At 56.3% G+C, this 13,013-nt stretch carries 16 protein-coding genes; 9 read left to right on the top strand and 7 right to left on the bottom strand.

Annotated elements, in window-relative coordinates; genetic code table 11:
* The first annotated feature begins 134 nt into the window (after positions 1 to 134).
* On the top strand, positions 135 to 857 hold the full coding sequence (locus ACP99_RS00325; RefSeq protein WP_049984684.1) for a CPBP family intramembrane glutamic endopeptidase: 723 nt from the start codon (positions 135 to 137) through the stop codon (positions 855 to 857).
* Between the two features lie 80 nt (positions 858 to 937).
* Here ACP99_RS00325 and ACP99_RS21460 read toward each other — a convergent pair whose 3' ends face one another.
* Together ACP99_RS21460 and ACP99_RS20715 are read right to left on the bottom strand one after the other, a co-directional pair.
* Positions 938 to 1,207, bottom strand: a complete 270-nt coding sequence (locus ACP99_RS21460; protein WP_049984683.1) for a hypothetical protein — start codon at positions 1,205 to 1,207, stop codon at positions 938 to 940.
* 428 nt (positions 1,208 to 1,635) lie between these two features.
* The gene (locus tag ACP99_RS20715) at positions 1,636 to 2,304 is read right to left on the bottom strand and encodes a DUF7546 family protein (protein ID WP_081926979.1); all 669 of its coding nucleotides are present in this window, start codon (positions 2,302 to 2,304) and stop codon (positions 1,636 to 1,638) included.
* Positions 2,305 to 2,478: 174 nt separating this feature from the next.
* Here ACP99_RS20715 and ACP99_RS21455 point away from each other — a divergent pair, with 174 nt between their 5' ends.
* Positions 2,479 to 2,808, top strand: a complete 330-nt coding sequence (locus ACP99_RS21455) for a DUF1405 domain-containing protein (protein WP_081926978.1) — start codon at positions 2,479 to 2,481, stop codon at positions 2,806 to 2,808.
* 400 nt (positions 2,809 to 3,208) lie between these two features.
* Here ACP99_RS21455 and ACP99_RS00305 read toward each other — a convergent pair whose 3' ends face one another.
* On the bottom strand, positions 3,209 to 4,033 hold the full coding sequence (locus ACP99_RS00305; protein WP_049984680.1) for a M48 family metalloprotease: 825 nt from the start codon (positions 4,031 to 4,033) through the stop codon (positions 3,209 to 3,211).
* Positions 4,034 to 4,200: 167 nt separating this feature from the next.
* Entirely contained in the window at positions 4,201 to 5,049 is an 849-nt protein-coding gene (locus ACP99_RS00300; protein WP_197052306.1) for a cation diffusion facilitator family transporter, read from the bottom strand.
* A 444-nt stretch (positions 5,050 to 5,493) separates the two neighbouring features.
* Here ACP99_RS00300 and ACP99_RS19745 point away from each other — a divergent pair, with 444 nt between their 5' ends.
* From ACP99_RS19745 to ACP99_RS00275, 6 genes are all read left to right on the top strand, one after another.
* Positions 5,494 to 5,640 (top strand): DUF2080 family transposase-associated protein, encoded by a 147-nt coding sequence (locus ACP99_RS19745; RefSeq protein WP_139246813.1) that lies wholly within the window; start codon positions 5,494 to 5,496, stop codon positions 5,638 to 5,640.
* A gap of 3 nt (positions 5,641 to 5,643) precedes the next feature.
* Positions 5,644 to 6,873 carry an RNA-guided endonuclease InsQ/TnpB family protein gene (locus ACP99_RS00295; RefSeq protein WP_049984678.1) on the top strand — a complete coding sequence of 410 codons (1,230 nt, stop codon included), beginning with the start codon at positions 5,644 to 5,646 and terminating at the stop codon, positions 6,871 to 6,873.
* Positions 6,874 to 6,954: 81 nt separating this feature from the next.
* Positions 6,955 to 7,959: a DUF63 family protein gene (locus ACP99_RS00290; protein ID WP_049984677.1), complete on the top strand. Its 1,005-nt coding sequence runs from the start codon at positions 6,955 to 6,957 to the stop codon at positions 7,957 to 7,959.
* A gap of 11 nt (positions 7,960 to 7,970) precedes the next feature.
* Positions 7,971 to 8,432, top strand: a complete 462-nt coding sequence (locus tag ACP99_RS00285) for a hypothetical protein (RefSeq protein ID WP_049984746.1) — start codon at positions 7,971 to 7,973, stop codon at positions 8,430 to 8,432.
* Positions 8,433 to 8,444: 12 nt separating this feature from the next.
* A complete protein-coding gene (locus tag ACP99_RS00280; RefSeq protein ID WP_049984676.1) occupies positions 8,445 to 9,143 on the top strand; it encodes a DUF1405 domain-containing protein in 699 nt (232 codons plus the stop codon).
* 292 nt (positions 9,144 to 9,435) lie between these two features.
* Positions 9,436 to 9,996: a DUF420 domain-containing protein gene (locus ACP99_RS00275; RefSeq protein WP_049984675.1), complete on the top strand. Its 561-nt coding sequence runs from the start codon at positions 9,436 to 9,438 to the stop codon at positions 9,994 to 9,996.
* 393 nt (positions 9,997 to 10,389) lie between these two features.
* Here the strand turns inward: ACP99_RS00275 and ACP99_RS18815 are convergent, their stop codons facing one another.
* A complete protein-coding gene (locus tag ACP99_RS18815; RefSeq protein ID WP_081926968.1) occupies positions 10,390 to 10,788 on the bottom strand; it encodes a type IV pilin N-terminal domain-containing protein in 399 nt (132 codons plus the stop codon).
* An 83-nt stretch (positions 10,789 to 10,871) separates the two neighbouring features.
* On the opposite strand from ACP99_RS18815, the gene ACP99_RS00265 reads away from it, so the two are divergent.
* On the top strand, positions 10,872 to 11,066 hold the full coding sequence (locus ACP99_RS00265) for a hypothetical protein (RefSeq protein ID WP_049984673.1): 195 nt from the start codon (positions 10,872 to 10,874) through the stop codon (positions 11,064 to 11,066).
* A gap of 65 nt (positions 11,067 to 11,131) precedes the next feature.
* On the opposite strand, the gene ACP99_RS00260 is transcribed toward ACP99_RS00265, so the two are convergent.
* Entirely contained in the window at positions 11,132 to 12,055 is a 924-nt protein-coding gene (locus ACP99_RS00260; RefSeq protein WP_049984672.1) for a rhomboid family intramembrane serine protease, read from the bottom strand.
* Positions 12,056 to 12,241: 186 nt separating this feature from the next.
* Positions 12,242 to 12,832, bottom strand: a complete 591-nt coding sequence (locus ACP99_RS18810) for a plastocyanin/azurin family copper-binding protein (protein WP_081926966.1) — start codon at positions 12,830 to 12,832, stop codon at positions 12,242 to 12,244.
* Between the last annotated feature and the right edge of the window lie 181 nt (positions 12,833 to 13,013).

The following is a 13,013-nucleotide window of genomic DNA, read 5'->3' as shown; positions in this document are numbered from 1 at the left end:
CTCCGACAACACAGCCAGTCCGAATATGTATCGTGTTCCACGACTTTACCGTACGCCTGCGTACACCAGCAACAATCGGGACTCGGATCGGCAGACAGGAAGGTACAAGCGACGCCAATCCAGAAACTAGAAGTATGGAGACGGGACTACGGCATCGAGGCCGCAGCTTGCTTACGGCCGTTGCATTAGCCGTCAGCGGGTTCGTTGTTGGAGCACTCGTCGTTTTTCTCACGGCCCAGGTGCTCATTTTCGCAGGTGTTGATGTGATGAATGCGCCAGCGGTTCAGCTCGTCATTTCGACGGTGATGTTACAGGGCGTCACGTTTGGTCTTTTAGCCATTGGCTATCTCAAACTGAGTGGGCTCGGCCTCAACTTCCTCGCACTCCGGCGTCCGACCCTCCGAGACGCTGGCTGGACTGTCGGCGGGCTCCTCGTGTTTTTTGTCCTCTATGGGGCGATGAATCTCGTTATCTCAGCACTCGGCGTTCCCGTCGCAGAAAATCAAGTGGCACAAATTGGTGGTCAAAACCCAGACGTGCTCCTATTGCTGGTGCCCTTCTCTCTTCTGCTCATTGGTCCTGGCGAAGAGCTCCTATTCCGGGGGCTCATCCAGGGAACGCTCCGACGAACCTTTCGACCGGTGAGTGCAATCGTCATTGCGAGTGCGATCTTCGCTGTGAGCCACGCGACAGCTCTCAGTGGCGACGGCCAACTCACCTATATGGCTGTCGTGTTCGTTCTTGCGCTCGTTCTCGGTGCCACCTACGAATACGCGGAAAACCTCGTGATTCCGGCCGTGATACACGGTGTCTATAATGCCGTTTTATTCTCCGCTCTCTACGTTCGAGTCACGTAAGTAGCGTTTCGGCCGATGCGATGCATATGTATGGTAGAGCGATTCTAGGCGAGTTGTGCCAACACTTCGCCAAAAACCGTTCACCGGTTCGTGGATGTGTACATAATTGGGCCAGTGACGAGTAGAGCGATGCCGAGATACTGGTAGTGAATTGGCGCGAGGCTTGAGGGAGTCAAGAGAAAGATGAGTCCAAAAAGCATCACAATGATCGCGGTGATTTTTCCAGATCTACGGAAAATCCCGGCCATGAGTGCGAGAAGAAAGAAGAAGAGGATCACTTGACCGATATTATAATTCAGTAGGAAGCTATCGATCACCTGCAGCGGAACAAGTGATAATATACTAGTCATATTAGCTGGTTGTAGCCAATTCTGTAATTTCGACATATGACGGTTGATCACACGGGGACCGGACACCCCGACTAAGGTTGTAGACGATGGCTTTGAGACTCATTTCATCGAACTCCAGCCACCGACTTCGAGCAGACACTGGGGAGCCGAGCGTGTGTTTGGTGCCTGAGAAGATACCTTCAGCCATTGTTGTTTAGCTAAATCGGCTTGAAGTCAATATAATGATGGTTCGTTTTCCTATAATCTGAGAATCCCCACTACACTTAAATAAATGCTAATTGACATTATATGACAATATTACGGACTCTAGCCCGTTCCCGGATTTCCATTTGACTGAACTCTCGATGCTATTGATTACCAATGGATCAATCGAACTGTGATTATGAAAGTTGGGACGCGAATACACCCGCCTTCAGGCGAAGACATTGTCAACGTAATGGTCGCCAGTAGAGGAGAGCGATAGCGGAGAGGAACGCGAGGGTCGAAAGCCCGTACGTCTGGTCAAGTGCGAAGGCAGCCACAGCGGAGGAACTCCCAAATAGACTCGTTGCGGCCGTTGCAAGGATGGGCCACGAACAACTCACGCACGAGAAGAGGCCGACAACACCTGAGACTGCACTGCCAGCGGTATCAAGAACGGTTGTGTAGACGAGGTAGGTGAGGGTGAGATACCCGATAAGTTTGTACGGTTCGAGAACGAGCCTGAGGAGCGAGCCTTGATAAAGCAGGACTGGGCTATATCCCGGCGGGAGCGTCCAGTCAATTTGGAGCGGAATCACCCTCGCGCCAGTACCGAACCCGAGGAGTCCGCCAAAATAGGCCAAGATGAGGAAATACCCGATCCCAACTACTGTGGCGAGGTGGCGGTACCCACGTGATGACGAGTCAGTCGTTGTCGTGAGGAGCACCCACAGACTGACATTGATCCAGAGAAACGGATAGACAAGGATGAGTGGCTCTGTGATGCGTACATCACGGATCATGACGTAACCGAGAACCAGCAGTATCTCTAGTTGGAGGACAGCAATCGCACTAAGAACTGTCAGTCGGTTCGGCCTGAGACGTCGAACGTAGGTATCGAGTGCGACTCCGCCCATCCTGGGTTGAATTCTGCGGTCTGGTTCAATAAATCCACGCGTCTCTGCTTTAGTCTGCTGGAGCCCGGTAGAAGATAACTCCGGTATGCGTGAATCATCGTAGCGAACTAACTCGCGGGCACCACGTTTGGGTTCTGGTACTATCGCTTCCGGTTCGCACAGACACCACTCGTCATGTGGCCGGTCATCCCCGATAGTCTGGCTACCACCTTGTTCATGGCGCTCCGTCTCGCCACTAGGAAGCTCGGGGACGAACAGGAATGTCTCCATATGTTCGCCTTCTACGGCAATATCAAACTCGGCCTCTGGACGCCGTACGTCCAACTCGTGCTCAACGGTCTCAGCCGGAATCGACATGTCGTTGTACGTCGTTCTGGTCAACAGTCATCTGGCGATTATTTTTCGGGCGTTCGTGGTCTACCGTTATGTAGCCTTTCCGGCCGGTGTCGTCGTGGTCAGCTGGCGCTGTTCGTCTGGTATCGGTTTTTTATGAGAAAACCATAAGTTCCCCTACTCCAAGACGCTATTGTGGGGTGATACCCTGATAGGCATCGCCGCTGTCAGAGGCCACCTGTCCCGTAGCCCACCCCCCACTCACTCCCGACCCCCTCTCACCCCACGTCGGCGTCAACTCTGCCTCATCCGTTTCTTGAGACGTTTTCTCCCGTCACATAACTGCGATTGCGCCAAAGTAGAGTCCGAGGCCAAGTGAGGCGCCCCCGACGAGCTGTGCCACCCGCCGCCAGCGATCCGAGACCGGGGCCTCGGTACCGTACTCACCACTTCGATCTGAGGGAATGCGACCTGCGGTCTGAACGCGGATTACGGTCTCTGGATATGCGAGCAACAGGATTCCTATGCCGATTCCGAGGACGGCTGCTAGGAGCGTCCGTAAGGCGGCCATCTACCTGCGAAGGCGCTCGATGCGTTTTTCGACTGGTGGATGCGTCGCGAACAGGCGGGCGAGGCCGCGTTCCTCGCCGAAGATACACAAGGCGTTCACCTGAGCATCAACCTCCGACTCACGCGCCCGTTCGGTGCCCCGGCTGATCTTTTCAAGTGCCGTCGCAAGCGGTTCGCCGCTCCCAATTTCTGATGCGGCGTCGCTGTCGGCGACGTACTCGCGGTACCTCGAGATGGCGAACACGAACAGCATCACGAGCATCTGCGTGATCTGCCCAACAACGATTGCAAGGAAGAAGTCCGCGAGGTCGTTGTCTCCCGACAGGAGGACGGCCCACTGAGCAACGATCGCGACGATAGAGGCGACACCTTGGCCGAGCACCATCATCACGACGTCGCGGTTTCGGATGTGGGCGAGTTCGTGTGCGAGGACGCCCTCAACCTCATCCGGTTCGAGGCGTTGCAGTAGTTCTTCGGAGACGACGACCGTCCCGGCTCCCTTCCGACCGATGGCGAAGGCGTTCGGAACACCCATCCGGGCGATCATGAGCCGAGGTTTCTCGATGCCCATATCATCGGCAAGCGATTCGACTCGTCGATGAATATCCGAATAGCGGTCTTCAGGGAGCTCCTCAGCACCGACACTCCGGAGCGCCATCCATTTGCCGAGTTTATACTGGACGCCGACGAAACCAATACTCCCGAGGAGAACAAGCCAGAGCGGCCAGCCGAACACGCCCATCACCACGACCGCGGCGACGGCGTAGAAGGCGAACAGGACGGAACCGACGACGGCCATCCGAGCTTTCAAACCGAGGTGGCGCATGATCGACTATTGCCTCGGAGACATTAAGCTCCGGCGGTATTGGGGGCTGGTACGATACGCTCAAGAGTCCTCGCTGTAGATGCCGAGCGTCACTGCAGTAGTACTTGATCGCTGTTTGACGGATGCTGCCTGAAACCTACTGAATACGTGCGTGATAGGTACTATTATCAGCTATGGTCTGGAACCTGGGATAACTCGCTCGTTTCAGCGGACATATCGACCGTCGCGTGGTCGACGCCGAATTCCTCGTGGAGTACGTCGACGACGCGCTTCTTGAGCTTCTCTCGTTCTTCGAGAGATTGGACGTTATCTTGGAGATGCATGGACGCGACGCGAATCGTACTCGATAGCTGCCAGACGTGGACATCGGCGATCGAGACCACGCCGTCAACCTCCCGCAGTCGGTTTTCGATTTCGTCGACCGAGACCGGGCTTCGCTGGAAGAAAATCTCTCCACTCTCTCTGAGCAGTTTCACGGCCGACCAGATAATGATGACCGCGATCAACACCGCAGTGATCGGGTCAGCGAGTGTCGATCCCGTGAACTCAACGACGAGCATCGAAACGATGACGGCGACAGACGCGCCGGTATCCCCGATGAGATGATAGTACGCCCCCTTCTCGTTGAGGTTCATTTCGCCTCCCTGTAAGTAGTACACAGATGCAAAGTTCACGAGCAGTCCGCCTGTGGCGAGTCCCGCAGTCATTAACGGATCTATCTCGACTGGGTTGAGGAATCGCTGATAGGACTCCCAGACGAGGTAGCCGACCATCGGGACGAGGAGGATGCCGTTCAGAAACGCAGTAAACGGCTCAACCCGGTCCAGCCCGTACGACCAGTATTCACCCGGTTCAGCACGTCGCGAGACGTAGGCGGCACCGAAGGCAAGAACGTACGCAAGCGCGTCGAACAGCATATGGAAGGCGTCGCCGACCAGTGCCACGGAACCAAAGAGGAGACCACCAGCGAGTTCGATCACAAAGCCGACAATATTGATTAGGGCGACGCCAGCCAATTTCCGGATGCTCCGTTCGCCATTACCATGACCGTGTCCGCTATTGTGGCTCTGAGTAGTTCCCAAGCAAAATCACCCATCTACGCGTTCTGCATTAACTAGGTTAAGAGTACGGGCCGGAGATTCGATCGTACGAGGGCGTAGTCCCGTGTCCCACACATAGAGAAACGATGATGCTCTGGGTGACAGACCAGAAAGACTGGATACCTGGATTATACCAGATATATTGGACAACCCTACGTCACAACAAGTGTTTTGTGAGCGAGCGGGAGTTAACTGGAATTAGGCGCTAAGTCCCCTTCCTCAAGGAGCAACGCAGGGAGCGAAGCGACCGAGTAGCGCAGTAGGGAGGGGATACAGCGCCGCACAGTCCTCAAACACGTTCACCGCTCGGCTCACAGGCCCACCGCTACCTTTATGTCTATCCATAGTCTATACATCAGTGTGGATAGGTTTGAAATCGAAGGTGAGGAAGTCCTCGACGGGACGGCAAAACCGTCAGGGAACAGCGCCCACGTCATCGTTCCCAAACGCTGGCGCGGAGCCGACGTGAAAGTCGTCCGCGTCTCCGATCCCGACCCAGACGAATAGCCCATGCACTACAACTACAAGTATCGACTCAACCCGCCAGAAACCCTCGAAGAAGAGCTTCTGTACCACGTCGATACTTGTAGGCAACTCTACAACCACGTCCTCCACCTGCTCAACGAGGCAGACGACATCCCCGCCCGCTACGAAGTGCAGGGGCGACTCCCTGACCTCAAATCGTGGTGGGACGACCTCGGCGATGTCCACTCGAAAGTTCTCCAGATGGTCGTCAAGCGCGTCTACGACAACCTCTCCACACTTAAAGCACAGAAGGAGCATGGACGCGCCGTGGGAATGCTCAAGTGGAAACCACCTCGGGAGTATCGGTCGCTCACCTACAACCAGTCCGGCTTCGAACTCAAGAATACGAGTGGTCGGCCCACGTTGTGGTTGAGCAAGATCGGCGAGATTCCGATTCACCTCCACCGAGACATCCCCGAGAACGCGACCATCAAACAGGTCGCGGTCAAACGCGAACCCACGGGCGAGTGGTATGCCACGTTCGGCATCGACGTGGACGAGGCTACACCAGAGAAGCCGCAGAATCCCGAGCGGGTCGTTGGCATCGACGTGGGAATCCTCAAGTACGCTCACGACACCGACGGGTACGCCATCGAGAGTCCCGACTTCAGCGAGGAACGTGAGCGACTCGAACGCGCACAACGTGACCTCTCGCGGAAGGAACACGGCTCTGCGAATTGGGAGAAACAGCGCCGAGTTGTGGCCGAACGACACGCCGACCTGAAGCACAAGCGTCGGGACTTCCTTCACAAGTTGTCGAACCACTACGCCCGCCAGTACGACTTTGTAGCGGTTGAAGACTTGGACGCGAAAGGTTTGGTCGAACTACCGGGCAACTCGCGGAACCGAGCGGGTGCGGCGTGGGGGATGTTCTTGCGGATGCTCGAATACAAGTGTGAGCGCGAAGGAACGCACTTTGTCGCGGTGAATCCAAGAGGGACGACCAAGGAGTGCGCGTCCTGCGGTGTCTCAACGGAGAAGCCGCTGTGGGTGCGCGAACACTCCTGTCCAGCCTGTGGGTTTGAGGCAGACAGGGACGCGAACGCGGCGTGGAATATTCTTTCTCGCGGTCTTGAAGAAGTAGGAGTGGTTCACTCCGAATCAACGCCTGTGGAGACTGCGCTCCCTGTGGATACGTCCGTATCTGCAAAGCACGTCGTGGAAACAGGAAGCCCCACCCTCAAAGAGCGAACCGCGTCAGCGGTGAGCGAGTAGGGTGGGGTAGTTCACTACTCCAGCGGAATAGTACCCAGACACTTTAGTCGGTGAGGCAAAGATAACGTATAGACGTTCGAAATGAGTTCTTATTTCTCGAAGCAGACAGTAGAAGCTCTCCCTGAGACAGGAAGCAAGGAATGGTGGTTGCTTTATCTTCTGGCTCCAATTGTCCTTGGTGCGATCTCCATGCTTGTGTTTCCGGCTCTCGTCTACGACCGCTTTATTTGGCAATATCTCTGGGGGCCGGTCGTCGCAGATGCTGCTGGCCGTCCCGTAGTCCACGACGGCGTTCGCGCAGTTACCGGCTACAATATTGTGAACACAGCGACGTATCTCGCCGCAGTCGGGTATAGTTTCCCGGGATTGCGTGCATATCTACGGTACCTGAACGTCACATTCGACGCTCGACTAGCCTACGGATTCGCACCGATAATTATCGCCGGCGGAGCGATGCGAGCGCTGGAGGACATCGGGCTGCTCGGCGACTATGCTGTCTTGTTCATCACGCCTACGATTTATCTCGTCGTCACCGCCATTACGATCCTTGCACTCGGCGTCGGAGCATTGGCTCGTAACCGGGGATTCCTTTCGATTCCGGGGACCGTCGGTGTAGTTGGAGCAATCTGGGCGGTAGGCGCTGTCGGCTGGGCATTCCTGTACGGGGCGACAACAGCCGCTCCGCTTCGACTCTGGGTCCCGGTTGCGACGACGGGGATTGCGCTCGGTGTGACCGCTTTGTACTACTGGGGCGTGAGATTCGTTGATGTCGCCCACCTCCGTCATCCGATGCTCCTGCTCGCCGTCTTCGGCCAACTGTGGGACGCAGCACAAAACCTCATTGGCGTTACCTTCCTCGGGTATTCGCCGAAGATGTTTCTGACCAACCTCATCTATCAAGCGACCGGATTTCCTGGATCGACGTTCGTTCTCAAATTCCTCGTCACCGGTGGTATCGTGTGGTACCTCGCGGACGCGAAGCCTGAAATGAACCGGACCTGGTGGTGGCTCATGACGTTCTTCATCGGGGCAATCGGGCTGCCGATGGGCGTTCGCGGATCACTCCGAATGATGCTTGGAGTCTGATAATGGATACGATGAACACGAACGATACGACACGACAGTACGGCGCGGCAATCGCCCTCGTCTCGGGAGTGTATTCGCTGTTCTCTGCGACCACCGGCAGCGGGATGATGAGTTCGAACAGCGGGCTTCTCATGGCGGTCCTCGGCGTTGTCGTAGTCGTTCACGGCGTCGTCCTGCTGACGCCCTACGCCAGCCGACTCGGAAACGCGAGTGGGGCGCTGATGATCGGCTACTCGCTGGTGATGTTGCTCAACCAGGCCATCGTCGGCGTTACTGGGAGCATGAACTGGGGGATGGGAGGCGGTATGGGAACGGGGATGGACAGCAGTATGAGTGGAAGTATGAGCGGTGGTATGGGCTCGTCGATGACTGCCGGGATGGGCTGGGACCTCGGGATGGTCGCGCTCGCGGTCCTGATGTTGATCAGCGGAATCATCATGATGAACCGCTCCGATAGCGAGTCGAGAATGTGAGCCGGGTGGCTAATGGCAACCACCATCTCTCGGGACGATCTCCCCTCGTACCTCGCGCCGCTTCCCCGGCGTCTCGAGGACTTCGCACTTCGGTATGCGTGGCTCGTCGTCGCGATCAATCTCGCCGGGACTGCGTTCGGGTTCTGGTACTACCGCTTCCAGTTCACCCAGACGCCGTTCGTTATGTGGCCGTTCGTCCCAGATAGCCCCGGCGCAACGCTGTTGATCGCGCTTAGTCTCGCCGCGTGGAAGCTGGACTACGATGTCGAGTGGCTCCACATGCTCGCCTTCTTCGGCAACATCAAACTCGGGCTTTGGACGCCGTTCGTCCAGCTGTTTCTCAACGGGCCGGGCGGCATTGAACCCTGGCTCTACTGGTTTCTCATTGTCAGCCATCTCGCGATGAGTTTGCAGTCGTTCCTGATCTATCGCTACGCCGAGTTCCCAGTCAGTGCGGTCGCAGTCGCCACCGTCTGGTACGGAGTTAACGATGTCGTGGACTACTTCGCGCCGCTCGTTGGGGAGTTCCATCACACGTTCCTGCGGGTCGAACTCGTCAACGGGGCACTCGACCACTCGGTGCGAGCCCATGACCTCGCGGCGGCCGCGGCAGTGACGCTGACGCTCGCCGCGACGTTCCTCGCGCTGGCGACGCGGGTGAAAAAGCTCGAACCAACGGATGATTCCCATACACATGGAATACAACAATAAAGGGGTACTCACGACGAACGGTACTTCGCTGGAGAGGAAGTGTGCTGGCGACCGGGGCATCCACGATTGCTGGCTGCCTCTATGGGTGGAGGCCCGTCGGGGCCGACAGTCAATACAATATGTAAAGCTGATATGAGTCACACGGTGGGACGCCACCACAGGAGGGCGATTGACGAGACGAACACGACTGTCCCGAGTAAATGCCGTGGACGCGGGCTCTTCCCAGTCGTACCTTAATCCATCTGCAACATCACTCGCCGATTTCAAGTGCTTGAACTGAGACAGTCCAAATATGGAGTATCGTGTGAAAGACCGCGTCCCGGAAGTCGCTGGACTCCTGTCCATCATTTCACTGGCGCTCGTATTTGGCGCCGCCCTTGGAGCGATCCCGAAGAGCCTTCTTCCACGAGCCCCAGCGTGGGTGCTCAGCGTAATTCCGTTCGTCAACGCGATCATCAGTGGACTCGCTATACTCACTATTGGAGCCGGATGGTATTGGATTCGTGGCGGTCGGATCGCCCGTCATCGAGCGGCGATGCTCACGAGTGTGGTCTTATTTGCGGTGTTTCTCACGCTCTATTTGTACAAGGTGGCACTGCAAGGGCCGACTCCGTTCACGGGTCCGGCAGCCATCCGCCAGTTCGCCTACTTACCGCTCCTCGCAATTCACATCACGCTCGCCATCATCTGCGTTCCATTGCTTTACTACGTGCTCCTTCTTGCGATGACGCGGCCAATCCAAGAGATTCCACAGACGCGTCATCCGACGATAGGACGAATCGCCACGTCGCTGTGGCTCGTCTCGTTCACACTCGGTATCGTCGTCTATCTGCTGCTCTACGTCGTCTACTGAGTTTCCCCGACTTGATCTTCCACCGTTCCATCTGCCGACCGCCATTCGCGTTATACTGAACAGGACGACGTTGTCAGCTGCCCCGACCACAATGGACGGGGCTTGTCGGTGGACTCCCCCTCTGACGGGCGGAACCACTCTGTTCCCACTCGGACTCGCCGTCCCCGACTTCGGGGCCAGTTGACTGGTAGCCCAATCATCCAGACACGTGTGGCCTTGGAGGACGTGCCCCTGATACGGAACCGAAGTCAACTAAGCCTATCGGCTTCCTGCTTGGGGTCAAGCCCAAGCTATCCGCCTATCACAGCCTATGAACGAATCTACAACCTACCCTAGAAGAGCGGACCTAAAATCTATTCGATAGGTGGAAATGCCGATCAGGTGCGTGGGAAATCACTGAGTTGTCGTTCTGGAGAGCTGCCACCGTTGCAATACGTCCCGCTCTGATTCTGAGTGTTGCCACAAGAGCGTTACCGTGACACCGTCCCCCACTCGGACGACTCCGTATGCGCCTTCTGTAAGAGTGATCGAGGTCCACTGGGGATGACGAGGGGTTCCATCAACGGTCACGCTGAGTTTCCCTGTCTGAACAGGTTCGCCACCAGCATGTATGATCCTGACATAGCTCTCATTAATTTGTTGCAGGTCCCAGTCTGTCTCTGGTTGCTCAGCGGATCGTTCCTGAGCGGACATAGCTGCGAGGATGAGAACCGCCACGGAGAGAATGATGAATACTAGTAGGATAACTCCGATGATGTTCAATAATTGGTCTCCATCATCGAAGTCAATCATCAGATATCATCCCTGTAGGTAACCTGTATCTTCATAATGCTGCCGCAGACTTTTGATCAGTGGCTCGTAAGTTCGGAAACGGGATGGACCTTGACGTGCATGGTTCAGGGCTTGCGATGGTGATGCTTACGCTCGGCCTCCTCATTGTTCTGTACGCTGATGCTATCTGGACCGTCGCAAATGACGTCTTCGAAGTGATCGGCCCACTCGAAAGCGCTATTTTCGCGATCGTATTCATTGGTGCTGCACTTCTTGTGGGTGCTCGTCTTTCAAGCTGAACAAACGTGGCGGGATTTCTCGAGGCGGATGATGATAATGGATGGTGACTCGTCTGTGCGTTCTTTCAGAAGCGGCGCCGGCCTGAGCGGCCCGGACCGCGACCAACGTGAATCGATTCGGGGACGTTTTGTCCTTTCTTGACAACCGCTCCGTACGCAAGGCCGATACCGATCCCCACGAGGTGGGCCCAGTTCGCTACACCCCCAGGACCTATCGAGGAAAAGCCGGCGACGGTCGAAAAAACGGCGAACCCGATGGTAAGCATCCAGAGCGGGATTGGGAGTACGAAGTACAGATATACCGTGAGCTTGGGTCGGAGAACGGTGAGTACCCCCATGACAGCCATGATGGCTCCCGACGCGCCGACAACTCCCGACTGTACTCCAGGATTCAGGAGCAGTGTCGCCCCAACCTGTGCGAGCCCAGCGAGCACGCCCGTGGCGAGAAATAGCACTGTGAAGCGCATTGCCCCGAGGCGACGCTCGACGACTGGTCCGAAGAAGTACAGTGCGATACTATTGACGGCGATGTGTGTGAAGCCACCGTGGGCGAAGATAGCTGTGAGCCACGTCCAGACATACAGTGGATGCTGTGTCGAGAGGACGAACACTGACCGCCACAGAGATGATCCGGGAGAGATTCCGAAGAGAACGGGAAAAATGACGAACTGCATCGCAAACGTCACCCACATCAGCACAAGGAAGACATTGGTCAGACCTCCCGGGAAGAAATTGACCACACTATGGGTGGACGTTTGTCGTCCAACAGTAGACTTTACCCGCTTGAGCACACCCTCCTCGGCACGACCTCGATTCTGGATCGAGTCATCAAACCCAGAATCGAAAACGCCATCGGGGTTAGCCCAGTCATTCAGTCCGGGGCAATTGTGACTCTCCGGGAGGCGATGGGCGGCACAGAACGTGTTGCCACACCGACGACACTGGTACGGTAGGTTCTCGTCCGCGCCACACTCGTCACACTCAGCCATCGTTACGTCGAAGCGGGGTTGAGTGTGGAGACGATTGCGTCCGGAGGCTTGGCCAACTGCAGGGAGTGGAGTCGGGTCCTTTCAGCCTGTTGGAACCACCTGTCTCTGTTGAGGAGATTATCCAGGAAGTTGAACGGCACGTGGTAGTTGTCTCCAACTGGCCAGTCATAATGATCGAGCAAAGTGCTATTCTTCGAATTCGCCATAATCACCACCGTATTTCATGAAAAAGTAGGCGAGACCAAGGGTCAGTACCATCGCGCCAGTCGTGGCAACGCCGAGTGTCTTTGCACTATTAGGAACTTGAGGAACTGATTCTCCGCCACCACCTCCTTCAGCTCCACCGCCTTGCTGAACAGAAACTGTACCCGTCATTCCGGCGGACTCGTGTGGGATGCAGAAGTAATCGAACGTCCCTTCGGTGTCGAATGTATACTCGTAGGTTCCGCCCCCCTCGATGCTGCCATCAGGATACGCAGACCGAGCAGCTTGCTCCGCGTCGAATCCACCCGACGCGAAGTACGATGCTCCCTCCGGGATGTTGTCTTCATACGCAGTGACCGAGTGAGCAATAGATCCGACGTTCTCCCAGACCACAGTCGTTCCGGGGGCAATCGTCAGATCCGCAGGGACGAATTTGAGATCGTCGTTCATCTCGACTGTTTTGGACTGTCCCTCTTGAGCAGCTGCGATTCCGGTAGCGCCCGTCGCCGTTGTCACGGCCGTGGCTGACCGAAGAAATGCCCGTCGGGAGACAGAGCTATCGCCTACGGTCATACTGGAAAATTAGCAAGCGAACGGGTTGGGTGTTCTGGTACGGTTATCGAATAACGATGGTTTACACCTGGATCAAGGCGGATGTCCCGGGGCTTGACCCCGAGACGATTCACTACCTTGCAATACCTCGACTGGACTGCCGCATGGCTACTTGACGGGAAGTCAGTAGGTGTACTATGCC

This window comes from Halobellus rufus, from assembly GCF_000739575.1.
Lineage (GTDB): Archaea > Halobacteriota > Halobacteria > Halobacteriales > Haloferacaceae > Haloquadratum > Haloquadratum rufum.
The sequence above is the reverse complement of the archived record's forward strand: the minus strand, read 5'-3'. Positions and strand labels throughout refer to the sequence as shown.

What these genes read in the sequence shown, in the direction of transcription:
- ACP99_RS00325 (WP_049984684.1), top strand. Translation starts at nt 135, where the DNA reads ATGGAGACGGGACTACGGCATCGAGGCCGCAGCTTGCTTACGGCCGTT.
- ACP99_RS21460 (WP_049984683.1), bottom strand. Translation starts at nt 1,207, where the DNA reads ATGACTAGTATATTATCACTTGTTCCGCTGCAGGTGATCGATAGCTTC.
- ACP99_RS20715 (WP_081926979.1), bottom strand. Translation starts at nt 2,304, where the DNA reads ATGGGCGGAGTCGCACTCGATACCTACGTTCGACGTCTCAGGCCGAAC.
- ACP99_RS21455 (WP_081926978.1), top strand. Translation starts at nt 2,479, where the DNA reads ATGTGGCCGGTCATCCCCGATAGTCTGGCTACCACCTTGTTCATGGCG.
- ACP99_RS00305 (WP_049984680.1), bottom strand. Translation starts at nt 4,033, where the DNA reads ATGCGCCACCTCGGTTTGAAAGCTCGGATGGCCGTCGTCGGTTCCGTC.
- ACP99_RS00295 (WP_049984678.1), top strand. Translation starts at nt 5,644, where the DNA reads ATGCACTACAACTACAAGTATCGACTCAACCCGCCAGAAACCCTCGAA.
- ACP99_RS00290 (WP_049984677.1), top strand. Translation starts at nt 6,955, where the DNA reads ATGAGTTCTTATTTCTCGAAGCAGACAGTAGAAGCTCTCCCTGAGACA.
- ACP99_RS00285 (WP_049984746.1), top strand. Translation starts at nt 7,971, where the DNA reads ATGAACACGAACGATACGACACGACAGTACGGCGCGGCAATCGCCCTC.
- ACP99_RS00280 (WP_049984676.1), top strand. Translation starts at nt 8,445, where the DNA reads ATGGCAACCACCATCTCTCGGGACGATCTCCCCTCGTACCTCGCGCCG.
- ACP99_RS00275 (WP_049984675.1), top strand. Translation starts at nt 9,436, where the DNA reads ATGGAGTATCGTGTGAAAGACCGCGTCCCGGAAGTCGCTGGACTCCTG.
- ACP99_RS18815 (WP_081926968.1), bottom strand. Translation starts at nt 10,788, where the DNA reads ATGATTGACTTCGATGATGGAGACCAATTATTGAACATCATCGGAGTT.
- ACP99_RS00265 (WP_049984673.1), top strand. Translation starts at nt 10,872, where the DNA reads ATGGACCTTGACGTGCATGGTTCAGGGCTTGCGATGGTGATGCTTACG.
- ACP99_RS00260 (WP_049984672.1), bottom strand. Translation starts at nt 12,055, where the DNA reads ATGGCTGAGTGTGACGAGTGTGGCGCGGACGAGAACCTACCGTACCAG.
- ACP99_RS18810 (WP_081926966.1), bottom strand. Translation starts at nt 12,832, where the DNA reads ATGACCGTAGGCGATAGCTCTGTCTCCCGACGGGCATTTCTTCGGTCA.